We start from the raw sequence: 13,833 nt of genomic DNA, 5'->3' as shown, positions 1-13,833 counted from the left end.
CGCGCTCGCTTCTAATAATGCAGACATGTTAATTCACATGAGCCTGCGAAATGTCTTATCGAATCAGTATCCTGGATAAAAGCCCGCTGGCAGCCGGGGAAACGGCAGCACAGGCGCTGGCGCGTACATTAACGCTTGCGCAACAGGCGGAAGCCTGGGGCTATCACCGTTTCTGGATTGCCGAACACCACAATACCGACCAGCTCGCGAGCCCGTCGCCGGAGCTGGCGATCGCCTGGATCCTCGGACAAACCCGTAAAATTCGCGTCGGCTCCGGCGGCGTCATGCTGCAACACTACAGCCCGTACAAAGTAGCGGAAAATTTCAATATGCTCGCCGCCATTGCGCCGGGGCGCGTTGACCTTGGCGTCGGCAAAGCACCCGGCGGCCTGCCGCTTTCTACGCGTGCTTTACAACAGGGGCTTAATCCGCAGGAGAAAGGGACTTTTGCCGACCAGTTGGCGCAGCTTGATAACTGGCTGTCGCTGACCGAAGCCGACGGCGAGGAGAGCGTGCGCGCCACGCCGATCCCGCCGCGTCGCGCCGACGGTTTTCTTCTCGGCGCGAGCCTTGAAAGCGCGCAGTTGGCGGCCCATCTGGACTGGAACTTTGTCTTCGCTGCGCATCTTAACGGCGATAAAAATTTGCTGCGCGACGTGCTAACCCGCTGGCGTGAACTCAGCCGCCGTGAAGCGATTGTCGCCGTTCAGGTCATCGTGGCTGAAGATGCCGCGACGGCGGCGGAGCTGGCAAAAACAGTGGAAGTGTGGGGCGTTGAACTGGAAAACGGCCAGCGGGTGACCGTCGGTAGCGAGTCGCAGGCGGCGGCGTTTGCTCGTCAGGCGGGCAGCAGGCCAACGCATATTGCCCGTCGGGAATCGGCGGTGCTGTTTGGCACTCCAGAGCAGGTCAAAGCGCAGCTGGATGCGTTGCGGTCAGCCTGGGGCATTGATGAATTTATTATCGATACGCCCATTAGCGACGGCGCGGCGCGTCTTAACTCCTTACGCCTGCTGGCCCAGGCGCATTTGAGCGCGGAGGTGCAGCCATGAGTTTCGACGAGCAGTTAATTCGCTGGCGGCGCGAGTTGCATCAGTACCCGGAACTGTCGTTGCAGGAGGTTGATACCACCGCGCGTATTCGTGACTGGTTGCAGAGCGGCGGCATTAGCTTACTGCCTTATGACCTGAAAACCGGCGCGGTGGCGGAAGTCGGCTCCGGTGATAAAGTGATAGCCCTGCGAGCCGATATCGACGCGCTGCCCATCGAAGAGACAACCAGCGTACCGTTTCGCTCGCAAAATGCCGGGGTGATGCACGCCTGCGGACATGATATTCACACCAGCGTCATTCTTGGCGCAGCCCTTTTGCTTAAACAACGCGAAGCGCAGCTTGCGGGGCGGGTACGTATTCTGTTCCAGCCTGCGGAGGAGAGTTTCGGCGGGGCCAAAACCCTGATTCGCGCCGGCGTGCTGGAGGGGGTTTCCGCCATTTTCGGTATGCATAATGAGCCGGGCCTGCCGGTCGGTGAGTTCGCCACTCGCGGTGGCGCGTTTTACGCCAACGTCGATCGTTTTGTCTTTAAGGTGACCGGTAAAGGTGCGCACGCCGCGCGGCCTCATGAGGGTAAAGACGCTATTCTGCTGGCCAGTCAGCTGGTAACCCTGTTGCAAAGCGTCGCCAGCCGCGAAGTGAATACCCTTGATTCCGTGGTGCTTAGCGTGACGCGCATTCAGGGTGGCAATACCTGGAACGTTCTGCCGGAAAGCGTCGAGCTGGAAGGAACGCTACGCACCCACAGCAGCGAAGTTCAACAGCGGGTAAAAGCCCGGGTTAGCGAAATTGCTGCCGGGTTCGCCAGCGCCTTCGGCGCGCAGATCGATGTGTTCTGGTATGCCGGTCCGACTGCTCTGGTGAACGATGAACGCTGGGCTGCCTTTGCCAGCGAAGTGGCCGATAAGTCCGGCTACCGCACGCACCATGCGGATTTACACCTCGGCGGTGAGGATTTTGCCGTTTATCTCCAGCATATTCCCGGCGCGTTCGTCAGTATCGGCAGCGCCAGCGAATTTGGTCTCCACCATCCGGCGTTTAATCCGGATGAGCGTTTAATTGCCCCGGCGGCGCACTATTTTGCCAGCCTGGCGGAACAGGCACTTCAACAACTGTAGATTTTGACAAGGGAAGGGTTAGCGATGTCTGAACAACGGCAACTGCGTATTGGCACCATATTACATGGCGCATCGGGAAATATGTCGGCCTGGCGTCATCCGGCTGCGCTAGCGGACGCCAGTATTAATTTCGATTTTGTTAAGCAAACGGCGCTAAAAGCGGAAGAGGGCAAGCTCGACTTTATTTTTGTTGCCGATGGTTTATATATTAATGAAAAATCGATCCCACATTTTTTAAATCGCTTCGAACCGCTGACGGTATTATCCACCCTGGCGGCGGTGACTTCGCATTTAGGCCTGGTTGGTACTCTGTCGACCTCCTACAGCGAGCCTTTTACCACCGCGCGCCAGTTTGCCAGTCTCGACCACCTGAGCGGCGGTCGCGCGGGCTGGAACGTGGTGACCTCGCCGCTGGAAGGCTCGGCGAAAAACTTCTCCCGCGCGCAGCACCCGGACCACGCGCTACGTTATCGCATCGCCGACGAATATTTACAGGTGGTGAAAGGGTTGTGGGACTCCTGGGAGCAGGACGCTTTCGTGCGCAATAAACAGAGCGGACAGTTCTTTGATAAAAGTAAACTGCACACGCTTAACCATCACGGCGATTTCTTTAAAGTCGCCGGGCCGCTGAATATTTCCCGCACCCCACAGGGTCGTCCGATTATATTTCAGGCGGGTGCGTCCGATGACGGTAAAAAGCTGGCAGCGACCCATGCTGATGCAATATTTACTCATCAGGAATCGCTGGCGGAAGCGCAGGCTTTTTATCGTGATGTGAAAAGCCAACTCGCAGCTCATGGTCGTCATGATAATACGCTACATATTTTCCAGGGCGTCAGCGTGATCGTCGGCGATAGCGCTGAAGATGTCGAGCAGCAATATCAAGCCACCGCCGTGCTGGTATCAATTGACGATGCGCTGAATTACCTCGGCCGCTATTTTGAGCACCACGATTTTGCTCAGTATCCCCTGGATGAACCCTTCCCGGATATTGGCGATCTCGGACAGAACAGCTTTCGCAGCACGACCGATGAGATTAAACGCAACGCCCGCGAAAGAAGCCTGACGCTGCGTCAGGTCGCACTGGAGGCAGCCAGCCCGCGCCCGCGTTTCGCCGGGACCGCCGAAGAGGTGGCCGATGGTTTGCAGCAGTGGTTTGAACAACGTGCGGCGGACGGCTTCATTATTCAGGGCGGCACGCCGGATACCTTCCCGCGCTTTGTGGATCAGGTGGTACCGATTCTTCAGCAGCGCGGATTATTTCGCCACGACTATCCCGGCACAACGTTGCGCGAAAGCTTAGGGCTGGCAGAGCCCGCTAATCAATTCCAAAAACAATAATAGAGAACAGTCGCTATGCAGAAAACGCAGAGAAAATCGCTACTACTGGCGCTTGCCCTGGCCGTCAGCGCCTCATCCTGGGCGCAAGACGTGAATATCAACGGCACCGGTGTGAGCCTGGAAGCCAATAAAACGCCGATTCATACGGCGAAAAATCCGCAGGCCATTGCGCAGTTGCCGAAAGATCTTCACCTTGCCGTGCCGGGCAAACTGACCGTCGCGGTGGCGGCGCTGAACTCGCCGCCGTTGACCGTGTTCTCCGACGATAACAAAACCCTGCTCGGCAGTGAGGTGGATATCGCCCGCCTGGTGGCCGATAGCCTCGGGCTGGAGCTGAACGTTATACCGACTTCATGGGAAGACTGGCCGCTTGGCGTCGCCTCCGGAAAGTATGACGCTGCGGTCAGCAATATAACCGTGACTAAAGAGCGTAAAGAGAAGTTCGACTTTGCCACCTATCGCAAAGATTCGCTGGGTTTCTACGTCAAGAGCACCAGCCCGCTGAACAAAATTGAAAAAGCGGAGGATATTGCCGGACTACGGATCATCGTCGGATCCGGCACCAATCAGGAGGCGATCCTGCTGGCGTGGAATGCGGAAAACGTCAAGAAGGGATTGAAGCCGTTTACTCCGGTGTATACCAAAGATGATGCCGCCCAGACTTTGGCGCTGCAATCCGGGCGAGCCGATGCGTTCTTCGGTCCGAACGTCATTGGCGCGTGGAAAGCAGCGCTGACCGGCAAAACCAAACTGGTGGGCAGCGTTGACGGCGGCTGGCCGAAGGCGGCGCATATCGCGGTAACGGTGAAAAAAGGCAGCGGCCTGGTGGAGCCAGTACAGACGGCGCTGAACGGCGCAATTCAGAGCGGCGAATACGCCAAAGTGCTGAACCGCTGGGGCGAAGGGGTGGAGAGCATTCCACAATCTGAAATTAACCCGGCCGGACTTGGCGACTAACAGGAGGCGTTATGAGCGATATCTTCCGCGATGTGTCTCCAGAAACGCCGGAGCTACAGCCGATAATTGAGGGGCTGTTTGGCGAGTATGCTGCGCGATACGGCGACTATTTCTCCCGTGATGCCGAAATCGAGCTGACAGAATGGTATCTGGCACCGCAGGGACTATTTATTGTGCTGGAACGCGACGGAGAAATTATCGCTACCGGCGCGTATAAGCCAAAAGATGCCAGTACCGCAGAGATCAAACGGATCTGGACCCATCGTGGTCTGCGCCAGCAGGGACTGGCGGGGAAAGTTGTGCAAGAGCTGGAGCGCCGGGCGCTGCTGGCAGGCTATAGCCACATCTACCTGACCACCGGTTTTCGTCAGCCGGAAGCGGTACGGCTGTACCTGAGCCAGGGCTATGAGGCGCAGTTCGACCTCAATCGCGACCCGGAAGAGTACAGCCTGCCGCCGTTCGATGGTCGACTGCGATTCACGAAAGCGCTGGCGGTCAGCGCACTGAGCCAAAGCGCTTAAGGAGCCAATATGCATCCCCCGGAAACGATTAAGGTTGTCCCCGCACGCTATCCGCTGCGGGCGGTTGGCGCGGTGCTGGCGTTGCTGGCGCTGGCGATAGTGATTCAATCCGTCGCTTTTAACCCGCGCTGGGAGTGGGGCGTCTTTGCCCGCTGGTTCTTTGACCCGGTGATCCTCGAAGGGTTGGGGCAGACGCTGCTGCTGACTTTACTCGGTACGGTGCTGAGCGTCATTTTAGGCGGACTGCTGGCGCTGGCCCGACTCTCCAGTTCATGGCTGCTGAGCAGCCTCGCCTGGGGTTATATCTGGCTGTTCCGCTCGCTGCCGCTGATCGTGGTGCTGATTATTCTCTACAACTTCTCTTATCTCTACGACACGCTGTCGATTGGCATTCCATTCACCGGCATTAGCTGGGCCAACTTTGAAACCATCAACGTACTGGGGCAGTTTTCTACCGCCGTGGTTGGGCTCACGCTGGTACAAAGCGCTTACACCGCCGAAATTATCCGCGGTGGCTTCCTTGGCGTCGATCACGGTCAGTATGAAGCTGCGGCGGCGCTGGGGCTTCCGGCCAGCCGTCGCACCCTGCGCATTATTCTGCCACAGGCGTTGCGCACTATTTTACCGGCCGGTTTTAACGAAATTATCAGCCTCGCGAAAGGAACGGCGATGGTCTACGTGCTGGCGATGCCGGAGCTGTTCTACACCATCCAGATGATCTACAACCGCACTCAGGAAGTGATCCCGCTGCTGATGGTTGGGGCCGCCTGGTATCTGGTGATCACCAGCGTGCTGTCGCTGATTCAGTATCTAGTCGAACGCGGCCTGGCGCGCAGCGAACGCCGTTCGGCGGTCAATAGTGCACGCAGCAGTCGTCGCGTTGAACTCGTTCGTCGCCCACAACCACAGGAGCCCGTTCATGCCCAACTCTCATAATGGTCATATTTCCATTACCGGCGTCAGCAAATATTTCGGTCGCCATAAAGCGCTTGATGACGTGTCGCTGGAAATTGAACCCGGCACGGTCACGGTGATCCTTGGGCCATCCGGTTCGGGAAAATCGACGCTGCTGCGGGCAATTAACCATCTCGAGCGCGTTGATGAAGGCTTTATCCAGATTGATGGCGACTATATTGGCTACCGACGTAAAGGCGATAAGCTGTATGAATTGAAAGAGAAAGATATCCTTCGTCAGCGGGTTAACGTCGGCTATGTGTTTCAGAACTTCAATCTGTTCCCGCACCTGACGGTGCTGGAAAACCTGATTGAAGCGCCCATCGCCCATAAACAGGTAACCCGCAAAGAGGCCATTGAACGCGCCTATGAACTGCTTGATGTCGTTGGGCTGCGTAATAAAGCCGACGCCTGGTCGCGGCACCTTTCCGGCGGTCAGCAGCAGCGCATTGCTATTGCCAGGGCGCTGGCGCTTAACCCACGAGTCATTTTGTTTGATGAACCGACCTCCGCGCTTGACCCGGAGCTGGTGGGCGAAGTGCTGGATGTGATTAAAAAACTGGCGCGCTCCGGTACCACTCTTGTTGTGGTGACCCATGAAATCGGCTTTGCCAAAGAAGTGGCGGATCAGGTGGTGTTTATGGTCGACGGTAAGATTGTCGAGCAGGGCAGCAGCGATGAGGTGCTCAACCATCCGCAGCATCAGCGCACGCGGCAATTTTTATCGAGGGTACTACCGGCATGAGAAATGGATTTTTTGCCCTGACACTATTCACCCTGTCTGCTGGTACGCAGGCGGCAATCGACCTGCGCGCCAATGAGCAGCCGCTGCCGGTGACGCGCGATGAACAGGCAATCGCGAAGATCCCGGTAAACTATCGGTTCGTTGAACCTGGAACGTTGACGGTCGCTATTTCAGCGCTCAATTCGCCGCCTCTGGCGCTGCTGGCCAGCGATAATCGCACGCGTATCGGTAGCGATCCGGACATCGCCAGGCTACTGGCCGGAAGTCTTGGGCTAAAGCTGAAGCTGGTTCCCACGGCCTGGGAGGACTGGCCGCTGGGGATTACCTCCGGGCGCTATGATGTGGCGCTGGTCAATATTGCGGTGACCGAGCAGCGTAAAGAGAAGTTTGATTTCGCCACCTACCGCGTCGACTCGCTGGCGTTTTCCGTGAAATCCACCAGCGATATCGCCCGTGTATACGGTCCGGCGGATCTTTCCGGCAAAAAGGTGATTGTTGGTTCCGGGACCAATCAAGAGCGGATTCTGCTTGGCTGGAATATCGAAAACGAAGCCGCCGGGCGCAAACCGGCTCTGCCCATTTATCTGACCGATGACGCTTCCGGCAACCTTTATATTCAGTCCGGGCGGGCCGATGTGTTCTTTGGTCCTCAGTCGGTGGCGGCTTATAAAGCGGCGTTAAGCGGCAAAACTAAAGTCGTGGGGCTGGGGCCGAAAAAAGCGTACGTCGCCACTACCACCAAAAAAGGCAATGGACTGGTCTTTGCGCTTCAGGCTGCGCTGGATGGCGCTATTGCTCGCGGAGAGTACCAGAAGGTGCTGGCGCGCTGGGGAGAGCAGGGCGAAGAGGTATCGCAATCAGAGGTCAATCCGCGGGGGATTACTTACTAAAAAACCGCTGTTTCGCAGGAGTGTGATGCGAAACAGCGGAGGCGAATCCTCGCCAGAGTTTTAAATCAAGCGGTGCGTGGTGTCAGGGTCAGGCGATCCAGTGGCCCGACGATAAACAGATAGGAGAACAGGCCCAGCACGCCCATGGAGCCGACGTACAGGATGGCGTAATCAAACGAGTGGGTGTTGGCGAGGATCACTCCAATCACCAGCGGAGTGATAATGCTCGCCAGGTTACCGCACATGTTGAATACGCCGCCTGCGATCCCCAGCATCTCTTTCGGCGAGGTGTCGCTCAGTACGCACCAGCCAAGGTTGCCAAAGCCTTTGGCAAAGAACGCCAGGCTCATGGCGGCGATCACCACCACTTCTGAAGAGGTGTAGTTGGCGACGACAATCACGCAGGAGAGCAGCATCCCGCAGATCACCGGCAGCTTGCGCGCGGTAGTCAGGCTGTAGCCGCGCTTCAGTAGCCAGTCCGAGAACACGCCGCCCAGCAGGCCGCCGATAAATCCGGCAATCGCCGGGATACTGGCGACGAACCCGACTTTCAGGATCGACATACCTTTCGCCTGGTAGAGATAAGTCGGGAACCAGGTGAGGAAAAACCAGGTAATCGACGTGACGCAGAACTGACCGATATAAACCCCGATCATCATGCGGTTAACGCAAACGCTTTTAATCTGCGCGAGGGTGAGTTTTTGTTGCGTTTTTTTGCTGCCTAATTCCGGCTCGCCGCCGCCTTCACGAATATAGTCGAGCTCCTGCTGGTTAATTTTAGGATGGTGAGATGGATCTCTTACTTTTGCCAGCCAGAATATCCCCAGCACGACGCCGATAGCGCCAATATAATAAAAGACATAGTGCCAGCTTAAATTATGCAAGATAATAGTCATCAGCGGCGTAATAATGCCCAGTGATATATACTGCGCGGCCTGATATACCGAGGTCACGAATCCACGTTCTTTATTGGGGAACCACTGTACGCTTAAGCGACTGTTGGCGGGAAAGGCCGGGGCTTCGATGGCACCCATCATCAGGCGCAGAATAACCAGTACCACCAGCGGGCTGGCGAACATATAGATAGTGCCCTGGAACATGGTTACGACCGACCAGCCTATTAGCGCGCAGCCGTAAACCAGCCGCGAGCCATATTTATCCAGCAGCCAGCCGCCGGGGATTTGCATGATGACGTAGGAAATACCAAATACCGAAAAAGCCAGACCCATCGCCTCCGGGTCAAAACCTAACTCTTTGCTCATAATTGGCGCGACGACGGACAGCGTTGCCCGGTCGGCATAATTAAATACGGTGGCCAGAAATAAAAATAATAATATACCGTAACGCACGTTGCTGCGTTTTATTTGCTGTTGCATTTTAATCAACTCCTTTGCAGGGTTGTGTATTGTGGGTACAGCCAAAAAAAGTTTTTCCCCGGCAGGGTGACGGGTTTTCAGTCGTCTGTGGCCCGGTAGCCCGGACAGATGCGCAGCATCGCCTCTGGGAAAATGTTGTTTTCTCCGGGGGGCGGCGCTTGACGCGCCTTGCCCGGGCTACGGGCTTGTAGCCCGCACAAGGCGTTTACGCCGCCATTCGGGGAAATCGATTATGGGCGTTTACCAAACTCGCAGCTTTGCTGGGTCCAGCGGCGGGCCTGTTCGCTCAGGGTAAAGCCCAGACCGTGACGCTCAGAAACCCACATCCGCCCGTCGCGCAGCTCCAGCTGTTCGTTAAACAGCGGGTTCAGCCACTCGAAGTGCTCCAGCCACGGCTCCAGCGGATAGGCGGCGGCAAGATGCAGATGGACTTCCATCGCAAAGTGCGGGGCCAGCTTGCGACCGTGCTTCGCCGCCAGATCCATAATTTTCAGGAACGGAGAGATCCCGCCGACGCGCGGGGCATCCGGCTGCACGAAGTCGCTGGCGTTGCCGAGGATCAGTTGTTCATGTTCGCGGAAGCTGGTCAGCATCTCTCCGGTCGCAATCGGTGTGTCCAGCGCGGCGGCAAGCTGCGCGTGACCTTCGACATCGTAAGCATCCAGCGGCTCTTCAATCCAGATAAGATTAAACTGCTCCATTTTGCGTCCCATACGAATGGCGGTTTCGCGATCCCACTGTTGGTTGGCGTCCACCATCAGCGGGAAATCATCGCCCAGCACTTCGCGCACTGCCGTCAGGCGACGGATATCTTCAGCCGTGTTCGGCTGACCGACTTTCAGTTTGATGCCGCCGATCCCGTTTTCACGTGAGATAGCCACGTTTTTCAGCACCTGATCCAGCGGGGTATGCAGGAAGCCGCCGGAGGTGTTGTAGCACTGCACGGAATCGCGATGCGAGCCAAGCAGTTTTGCCAGCGGCAGCCCGGCGCGCTTGGCTTTCATATCCCACAGCGCAATATCGATAGGGGAGATAGCCTGTACCGCCATGCCGCTACGACCAACCGAAGCACCGGCCCACAGCAGTTTGGTGTAGATCTTGTCTATATCATTCGGGTCTTCGCCGAGCAGGTTATCGGCAATCTCTTTGGCGTGGGCGTAAATGCCCTGGCCGCCTGCACGCTTGGAATAACTAAAGCCAACCCCTTCAAAACCGTCGCGAGAGCGGATTTCCGCGATGATAATCGCTACTTCGGTGAGTGGTTTTTGTCGACCAGTGAGGACTTTTGCATCGCTGACCGGGGTCGCCAGCGGCAGAAAGGCCAGCGACAGTTTGACGTGCTCAATGCGATCGCCGGTTTCTGCGGCGGTTTTTACGCCGGAAGCTTTGGCGTAGGTCACGGACTCGGAATTCGCGCTAGAGGTCATATTCATTTCCTTGTGGGTTATAAAATGTTTGCGCTAACATTTTTAATCCTGGTTTTGTTTTTACGCTACATTAGTGATTTTAATTTGTACAAACGATCACAATTAGCGGTTATAAAGGGTAAAATTATGCTGTGAGCATCACAATCCAAAGAGGTTTGTGAAAATTCACAATGCATAATGATAGCGATAACATTCTATTTTTCAGGTCGTTGATTCTATTGGGGATGTACGGAGGAATGCTGGCAATTGCGTGGGCCATCATCAATAATGCCCACATGAAACGACTCAATACAGGGGCTTAGCCGTGAAAAGCATAAAACCGACGCGTGCGCCAACGCTGGATGATGTGGCCCGCAGCGCCGGGTTGTCGTCGATGACGGTGAGTCGGGCGCTGAATACGCCGCAGCTGGTACGACCGAAAACGGTAGAAAAAGTGATGCAGGCGGTGCAGGCCACGGGCTACATTCCCAACGCGTTGGCCGGCGGGCTGGCGTCCAGACGCAGCAAACTGGTCGCCGTGGTGGTACCGCAAATCAACAACAATATGTTTGTTGATACCATCCAGTCGCTGAGCGACACCCTGGCGGCGCGCGGCTACCATATGCTGCTGTGCGTGGCTGGCTATAGCCGGGAGACCGAAGCCGAGCTGGTATCAACTTTACTTTCGCGGCGCCCGGATGGCGTGGTGTTAACCGGCATTCAGCACGCACCGGCGCTAAAGAAAACTATTCTTAATGCCGCCACGCCGGTGGTGGAAATATGGGATCTGACCCCGACGCCGCTGGATATGCTGGTGGGCTTTTCTCATGAAAAAGTTGGCGAAACCATTGGTGAGTATCTGCTGGAAAAAGGCTATCGCCGTCCGGGGCTGTTATGGGCCGGAGATTCTCGCGCAACGTTGCGTAAGCAGGGGCTGTGCGCCCGGCTGGCTAAAAATGGGATTGACGATGCGCCGCAGGTCGAAGTGCCGCTTCCGGCGTCGCTGGCGCTCGGGCGCCGCGGCCTGGCTGAGTTGCTGGATTCTGACGTGTTTGACGTTATTGTCTGCAGCTCTGACACCCTGGCGCAGGGAGCGATTATGGAAGCCGAAAGCCGCGGCCTGCGCGTACCGGAGGATCTTGCGGTGATCGGTTTTGGCGATCTGGATTTCGCCGCCAGCAATCGCCCATCCATCACCACGGTCAGCGTTGACCGTCATGCCATCGGCGAGCAGGCGGCCACCCTCCTTGCCGACCGCATTGAAGGTAATGGGGAAGGGGAAGTGATTATTGATATCGGCTTTCATCTGGTGGTGCGGGAGTCGGCGTAGAGTTGTTAAAGGAGCGGGTTATTGCGGCACTATTTCAGGCACAAAAAGAAAATCGAAATGCCGGGTTTGTGATAGCTTTATCATTCTGACAATAAGGAGCCTGCAATGCCACACGTAGATATTAAATGTTTCCCCCGCGACCTGAACGATGAACAAAAAACGGCGTTGGCTGCCGATATTACCAAAGTATTGGTTCGCCATTTGGGCAGCAAAGACAGCTCGGTGAGCGTGGCCCTCAAGCAGGTTGACCCGAGCGACTGGCAGCGGGTCTGGGATAGCGAAATCGCTCCGCAGATGGATCAGTTGATTAAAAAACCGGGTTACAGCATGTAATTTCGCTGCCTTCCCGGAGGCGATGCTGTGCATCTGTCCGGGCTACCTGCCTAAGTCATCTGCGATCTCGTAGCCCGGGCAGGCGCTTTGCGCCGTCCCCGGGAGGGAGACGGCACCGTGTTGCTGTATCAGAACCAAATCTCCGTCTGCACGCCGAAGTTCCAGTTGCCGCCGGCGGTAAAGCCTTTGCTGCCGAAATCGTCGTTAATCGCGTAGCGATCCAGATCTTTATCCCAGTTCATCCACGTCACAAAAAAACGAATCTCCGGCCGCGCTTTGATATCAAACACATCGCCCACTTTGAACGTTGGGGCGAAAGTCAGCTTATAAAAATCACCGCTCACCGCCTGGTATTGATGCACGCCGTTGTCGTAGCGATAGCTTCGTCCGTTTGGATTGAGGTCCATATATTGCCAGGAAGCCTCATACAGCAGGGCGAAGTTGCGGGTGATCCCCTGAGACACCCGCAGGTTGAAGGTTGCCCAATCGTAACGGTCGCCATCGCGGTAGCGGTCTTCGCTGTGCTGGGCGATAACCGATGGGGCCAGCTCCCAGTTTTTCCCCAGCGGCAAAATTCCGTATGACGCAAAGCGCAAGGATTTTGCATTCTCGGTGAGATCGCCATCGCTGCCGGGCTGACGTGCTTCGGCACCGAGACCGCCGCCGTACTGTAAGGCGCTTTCGGATATCCCCGGCGCCAGGCCATAGAACTGCTGCTTATCGTGGTAAGCCAGCATCGCGTAATAACCGCTCTTCGCCGTATTATCGCTGCGCAAGGCGTAGCTGCCGGTGGTTGAGGTGTTATCTTTCAGGTCATCGTTGCCCTGAGCCGTCATCGCCGTGGTCATCAGCTGCCAGTTGTTCCAGAAGTGGTTCGCCGTGAACATCAGATTCTGAATATCGTTGTCTTCGTAGTTATCGCTGCCAAGGTCGCCGAAGTTACGCGCGTATACCGAGTAATCACCGCGCAGATTGCTGCCCCAGGCCACGTCGTTGATGCCGCCGCCGGTACCACCGAGGAACATAATGTCGCTATCGGTGAAGTGGATATCGAAGTTATCGCGGTCGAAACGCTTGCCCGCCCAGATGGAGGCGTTTTTAAATGGCCCGGAGAAATCGGCGAAGTTGCCCATCTCGACGTACAACTGGCGTACGTTCAGATGGTGGCTGTCGTTATCCTGCACCCACGGATCCGGGTTGGTCGCACCGTCGGCGAGCATGGTTTTAAAGTGCGCCCAGGAGCCGTCGTTAAAGGTCATTTTCTTACCGAAACTCAGCTCAACGTAGTTGTCCTTCTCGTTGCCGAGACGGCCAACGTGGGCATCGCCGTTGAGCGAACTGGCCGGAGAGATCCCAGGACCGCCGCGCGCGCCTTTGCCGTGGCTATCGACCAGCATCCCGGAGCGGGCGTAGGCGTTGAACTCAAAGCCGTCGGCGAGGCTGGTTTTCGCCAGCTGTTTATCAGTGGCCTGCTGCTTTTGCTCGGTCGCAGCGGTGCGCTGGCTGAGGGTCTGTACCTGTTTTTCGGCTGCCGCCGCGCGCTGTTCTGCGGCGCTGGTGCGTTGTTCCGCCTGCTGCGCACGGCGGTTGGCTTCTCCCGCCTCTTGCTCCGCATGATTGAGCCGGGCTTCCAGTTGCGCCAGCCGTTGTTCGATGGTGAGAGGCGCTGCACTCGCGCCCCAGGCCGAAAAAAGGGCGCAGCAAACCGCTGCGCTAATCAAAGAGATACGCATTTGAATCCTTATTTTTCCAGAAGTAGAACGGTGTGATGTGCCTTACAGGGCGTGGTTTTCTCCGGATACCGACGAAG

11 protein-coding genes and 1 pseudogene are annotated in these 13,833 nt (G+C 56.6%); 9 read left to right on the top strand and 3 right to left on the bottom strand.

Going from position 1 to position 13,833, the window contains the following annotated elements; all coding sequences use genetic code 11:
- Positions 1–50 precede the first annotated feature (50 nt).
- The 7 genes and pseudogenes from QVF11_RS20170 to QVF11_RS20140 all read left to right on the top strand — a co-directional run bounded on the left by QVF11_RS20170 (position 51) and on the right by QVF11_RS20140 (position 7,578).
- Positions 51–1,052, top strand: coding sequence for an LLM class flavin-dependent oxidoreductase (locus QVF11_RS20170; RefSeq protein ID WP_142513861.1), 1,002 nt, complete (start codon positions 51–53; stop codon positions 1,050–1,052).
- Complete coding sequence (locus tag QVF11_RS20165) at positions 1,049–2,170, top strand: M20 peptidase aminoacylase family protein (RefSeq protein WP_287858878.1); 1,122 nt, start codon at positions 1,049–1,051, stop codon at positions 2,168–2,170. Before QVF11_RS20170 ends, QVF11_RS20165 begins: the two co-directional genes overlap by 4 nt.
- A gap of 24 nt (positions 2,171–2,194) precedes the next feature.
- Positions 2,195–4,468: pseudogene (locus tag QVF11_RS20160) on the top strand (NtaA/DmoA family FMN-dependent monooxygenase).
- 11 nt (positions 4,469–4,479) lie between these two features.
- Positions 4,480–4,989, top strand: coding sequence for a GNAT family N-acetyltransferase (locus QVF11_RS20155; RefSeq protein WP_112214256.1), 510 nt, complete (start codon positions 4,480–4,482; stop codon positions 4,987–4,989).
- A 9-nt stretch (positions 4,990–4,998) separates the two neighbouring features.
- Entirely contained in the window at positions 4,999–5,925 is a 927-nt protein-coding gene (locus tag QVF11_RS20150) for an amino acid ABC transporter permease (protein WP_287858877.1), read from the top strand.
- Entirely contained in the window at positions 5,909–6,688 is a 780-nt protein-coding gene (locus tag QVF11_RS20145) for an amino acid ABC transporter ATP-binding protein (protein WP_112214254.1), read from the top strand. Before QVF11_RS20150 ends, QVF11_RS20145 begins: the two co-directional genes overlap by 17 nt.
- Entirely contained in the window at positions 6,685–7,578 is an 894-nt protein-coding gene (locus QVF11_RS20140; protein ID WP_287858875.1) for a transporter substrate-binding domain-containing protein, read from the top strand. Before QVF11_RS20145 ends, QVF11_RS20140 begins: the two co-directional genes overlap by 4 nt.
- Positions 7,579–7,643: 65 nt before the next feature.
- Here QVF11_RS20140 and QVF11_RS20135 read toward each other — a convergent pair whose 3' ends face one another.
- Together QVF11_RS20135 and QVF11_RS20130 are read right to left on the bottom strand one after the other, a co-directional pair.
- Positions 7,644–8,954 carry an MFS transporter gene (locus tag QVF11_RS20135; RefSeq protein WP_112214252.1) on the bottom strand — a complete coding sequence of 437 codons (1,311 nt, stop codon included), beginning with the start codon at positions 8,952–8,954 and terminating at the stop codon, positions 7,644–7,646.
- Between the two features lie 230 nt (positions 8,955–9,184).
- Positions 9,185–10,381, bottom strand: coding sequence for an L-talarate/galactarate dehydratase (locus QVF11_RS20130; protein WP_112214251.1), 1,197 nt, complete (start codon positions 10,379–10,381; stop codon positions 9,185–9,187).
- 304 nt (positions 10,382–10,685) lie between these two features.
- On the opposite strand from QVF11_RS20130, the gene QVF11_RS20125 reads away from it, so the two are divergent.
- Positions 10,686–11,690, top strand: a complete 1,005-nt coding sequence (locus tag QVF11_RS20125; protein WP_287858873.1) for a LacI family DNA-binding transcriptional regulator — start codon at positions 10,686–10,688, stop codon at positions 11,688–11,690.
- Between the two features lie 105 nt (positions 11,691–11,795).
- Positions 11,796–12,023, top strand: coding sequence for a tautomerase PptA (gene pptA, locus QVF11_RS20120; protein WP_112214249.1), 228 nt, complete (start codon positions 11,796–11,798; stop codon positions 12,021–12,023).
- 128 nt (positions 12,024–12,151) lie between these two features.
- On the opposite strand, the gene QVF11_RS20115 is transcribed toward pptA, so the two are convergent.
- The gene (locus QVF11_RS20115) at positions 12,152–13,756 is read right to left on the bottom strand and encodes a carbohydrate porin (RefSeq protein ID WP_287858871.1); all 1,605 of its coding nucleotides are present in this window, start codon (positions 13,754–13,756) and stop codon (positions 12,152–12,154) included.
- Positions 13,757–13,833 lie beyond the last annotated feature (77 nt).

Source organism: Klebsiella sp., assembly GCF_027492335.1.
Classification (GTDB): Bacteria; Pseudomonadota; Gammaproteobacteria; order Enterobacterales; family Enterobacteriaceae; genus Klebsiella; species Klebsiella huaxiensis.
The sequence above is the reverse complement of the archived record's forward strand: the minus strand, read 5'-3'. Positions and strand labels throughout refer to the sequence as shown.

Excerpts from the sequence above, each read along its gene's own strand:
- QVF11_RS20135 (WP_112214252.1), bottom strand. The coding sequence starts at position 8,954 with ATGCAACAGCAAATAAAACGCAGCAACGTGCGTTACGGTATATTATTA.
- QVF11_RS20165 (WP_287858878.1), top strand. The coding sequence starts at position 1,049 with ATGAGTTTCGACGAGCAGTTAATTCGCTGGCGGCGCGAGTTGCATCAG.
- QVF11_RS20130 (WP_112214251.1), bottom strand. The coding sequence starts at position 10,381 with ATGACCTCTAGCGCGAATTCCGAGTCCGTGACCTACGCCAAAGCTTCC.
- QVF11_RS20155 (WP_112214256.1), top strand. The coding sequence starts at position 4,480 with ATGAGCGATATCTTCCGCGATGTGTCTCCAGAAACGCCGGAGCTACAG.
- QVF11_RS20140 (WP_287858875.1), top strand. The coding sequence starts at position 6,685 with ATGAGAAATGGATTTTTTGCCCTGACACTATTCACCCTGTCTGCTGGT.
- QVF11_RS20115 (WP_287858871.1), bottom strand. The coding sequence starts at position 13,756 with ATGCGTATCTCTTTGATTAGCGCAGCGGTTTGCTGCGCCCTTTTTTCG.
- QVF11_RS20150 (WP_287858877.1), top strand. The coding sequence starts at position 4,999 with ATGCATCCCCCGGAAACGATTAAGGTTGTCCCCGCACGCTATCCGCTG.
- QVF11_RS20145 (WP_112214254.1), top strand. The coding sequence starts at position 5,909 with ATGCCCAACTCTCATAATGGTCATATTTCCATTACCGGCGTCAGCAAA.
- QVF11_RS20170 (WP_142513861.1), top strand. The coding sequence starts at position 51 with ATGTCTTATCGAATCAGTATCCTGGATAAAAGCCCGCTGGCAGCCGGG.
- pptA (WP_112214249.1), top strand. The coding sequence starts at position 11,796 with ATGCCACACGTAGATATTAAATGTTTCCCCCGCGACCTGAACGATGAA.